This is a genomic window from Pinirhizobacter sp., assembly GCF_035317885.1.
Classification (GTDB): Bacteria; Pseudomonadota; Gammaproteobacteria; order Xanthomonadales; family Rhodanobacteraceae; genus Pinirhizobacter.
This window is the reverse complement of sequence record NZ_DATHFX010000153.1, coordinates 1-2,915: the sequence shown is the minus strand read 5'-3', so window position 1 is coordinate 2,915 and position 2,915 is coordinate 1. Positions and strand designations below refer to the sequence as shown.

The 2,915-nt window shown below is 66.1% G+C and carries 2 protein-coding genes; both read left to right on the top strand.

Translation table 11 applies throughout. The annotated features are described in order from the left end of the window. A partial coding sequence (locus VK519_RS04655) for an aminotransferase class III-fold pyridoxal phosphate-dependent enzyme (protein WP_324347966.1) occupies positions 1-2,184 on the top strand: 2,184 nt, incomplete at its 5' end. Then, on the top strand, positions 2,181-2,915 hold a 735-nt coding region (locus tag VK519_RS04650; protein WP_324347965.1), incomplete at its 3' end, for a condensation domain-containing protein. The genes VK519_RS04655 and VK519_RS04650, both read left to right, overlap by 4 nt.

Sequence of the window (2,915 nt, the reverse complement as noted above, 5' to 3'; positions counted from 1 at the left end):
ACCCTTCCGGAGCCCGTCATGCCCGTCCAGAATTCCCAGCCGAACACTTCATCCGGTCGCGCCAGCCGCCTCATCGGCCAGCTCACCGCCTTGTTCGAGGACGTCTCCGGCGCCGACATGGACGACGTGGACCCGACATCGACTTTCATGGAACTGGGGCTCGATTCACTGTCCCTGACACAGGTGGCACTGCAACTGCAGAAGACCTTCGCGCTGAAGATCACCTTTCGCGAACTGATGGAATCGTGCCCGAGCTTCGACAGCCTGGCCAAGCACATCGACCGCCTGTTGCCACCGGAAGCCGCGCCTGCCCTGGCGGCAGCGACGAGCCCCGCAAGCACCGCCAGTGCGCCGGCGCCGGTCGCCATGCCGATGGCCCAAGCGTCCATGCCGATGGTGGCCAGCGGCAACCTGGTGCAGGACGTGATTGCCCAGCAGATGGCCATCATGCAGCAGCAACTGGCCCTGCTCTCCGGCGCACCGATGGCGGCCCCGCCAATCGCTGCGGCAGCGCCGGTCGCCGCAGTACCCGTGCAGGCCACCGCCACGGCCACGACAGGTGGCGCTTCGGCTCCGGTCGTCAACGCCGCTCCCCCCGCCGCCAACGACGGCCAGGACGAGGAAACCGCGCTCGCCCACACCAGCTACGACGTCAAGAAGGCCTTTGGTGCCATCGCCCGTATCCACTCCGGCCACACCGACCTCACCGCGCGCCAGCGCGCACGCCTGGAAGCTTTCACCCGCCGTTACATCGAACGCACCAAGGCATCCAAGGCCTATACCCAGGAGCATCGCGGCCACCTGGCCGATCCGCGGGTGGTCAACGGCTTCCGTCCCTTGCTGAAGGAAATCATCTATCAGGTGGTGGTAGGCAAATCCAAAGGCTCGCGGGTGTGGGACCTGGACGGCAATGAATACGTCGATGCACTGAACGGCTTCGGCATGAACCTGTTCGGCTGGCAGCCGGACTTCGTGCTCGACGCGGTACGCAAGCAGCTGGACGAAGGCTACGAGATCGGCCCGCAGCATCCGTTGGCCGGCGTGGTGGCCAAGCAAGTGTGCGAGCTCACCGGCTTCGACCGTGCGGCACTTTGCAATACCGGTTCGGAAGCGGTGATGGGCACCGTCCGTATTGCCCGTACCGTTACAGGCCGCGACACGCTGGTGATTTTCACCGGCTCCTACCACGGCATCTTCGACGAAGTGATCGTGCGCGGCACCAAGAAGCTTCGCTCGGTACCGGCAGCGCCGGGTATCCTGAAGAACACCTCCGAGAACGTGCTGGTGCTCGACTACGGCACGCCGGAGTCGCTGGCGATCATCCGCGAGCGGGCCTCCACCATCGCCGCCGTACTGGTGGAACCGGTGCAAAGCCGCCGTCCCGATTTCCAGCCGCGGGAATTCCTGCAGGAACTTCGCGCCATTACCGCCGACGCCGGTGCACTGCTGATCTTCGACGAAGTGGTGACGGGCTTCCGCTCGCACCCGCGCGGCGCGCAGGCGGTGCTGGGTATCGATGCGGACCTTGCTTCCTACGGCAAAGTCGTCGGCGGTGGCTTCCCGATCGGCGTGATCGCCGGCAAACGCAAGTTCATGGATGCACTGGACGGCGGTGGCTGGCAATTTGGCGACGCCTCGATTCCGACCGTCGGCGTGACCTACTTCGCCGGCACCTTCGTACGCCATCCGCTGGCCCTGGCCGCGGCCCACGCCGTGCTCACCCACCTGGCCCACGAAGGTGGCGAGCTGCAAAAGGGTTTGAACGCCCGCACCACGGAGATGATCGACGAACTCAACGCCTTCTGCACCGCTGTGGGCGCACCGATCAAGCTCACCCATTTCGCCTCGGTGTGGAAGGTGAATTTCATGGAGGAACACCCACTGCAGGATCTGCTGTTCGCCATGATGCGCAGCCGCGGGATCCACGTGCTGGACAACTTCCCCTGCTTCTTCACCACCGCGCATTCGGCAAGCGACTTCGCCACCATCGCCACGGCCTTCCGCGAATCGGTGCTGGAACTGCAGGAGGCTGAATTCCTGCCGCGGCGCATCGACGTGCGTTCGCTCGACGCCGACAACCCGCCCGTCGCCGGCGCCCGGCTGGGCAAGGACGAGAAGGGTAATCCCGCCTGGTTCGTGCCCAACCCCGAGGCGCCGGGCAAGTACATGAGGGTGAGTGCATGAGTGCGCAGGACATCATCGCCACCACGGCAGTCGAGTACGACCCGTTCGCCCAGGCAGCGCTTTCGAAGGTCGCGCCCACCACGGCGCCACAGCGTGAGATCTGGCTGGCGGCCTCCCTGGAACCGGAGGCATCGCTGGCCTACAACGAAGCGGTGTCGCTGCGCCTGCGCGGTGCGCTGGACATTGCCGCGCTGCAGGCCGCGTTGCAACGCCTGGTCGACCGCCACGAATCGTTGCGCGCCACCATCAGCGCGGACGGGCAGGAGATGCTTATCGTCGATGCGCTCAGCCTGGCATGCCCGCTGGATGACCTCTCGAACCTGGACGAAGCCGCCCGCGAAGCGGAGGTCAAGTCGGTACTGGCCCGCGTGGTCACCGTTCCTTTCGATCTGGAACACGGGCCGCTGCTGCGCGCGCAGTTGCTCCGGCTGGCCACCGAAGAGCATGTGCTGGTGCTCACCGCCCACCACGTGATCTGCGATGGCTGGTCGTTCGGCGTCGTGGTGAACGACCTGGCCGCCTTGTACGCCGAGGCCACGGGCCAGGCGCCATCGCCCGGTGATGCCGAGGCCTTCAGCGATTTTGCGCGCGCCCAGGCATCGGGCGCCGATCCAGCCGAAGAACACTACTGGGTGGAACGGTTCGCCAGCGGGGCGCCTTCTCTGGATCTCCCCACCGACCGCGCGCGGCCGCGCCAGCGCGGTTTTTCCTCGCTGCGGGAAGACCACGCG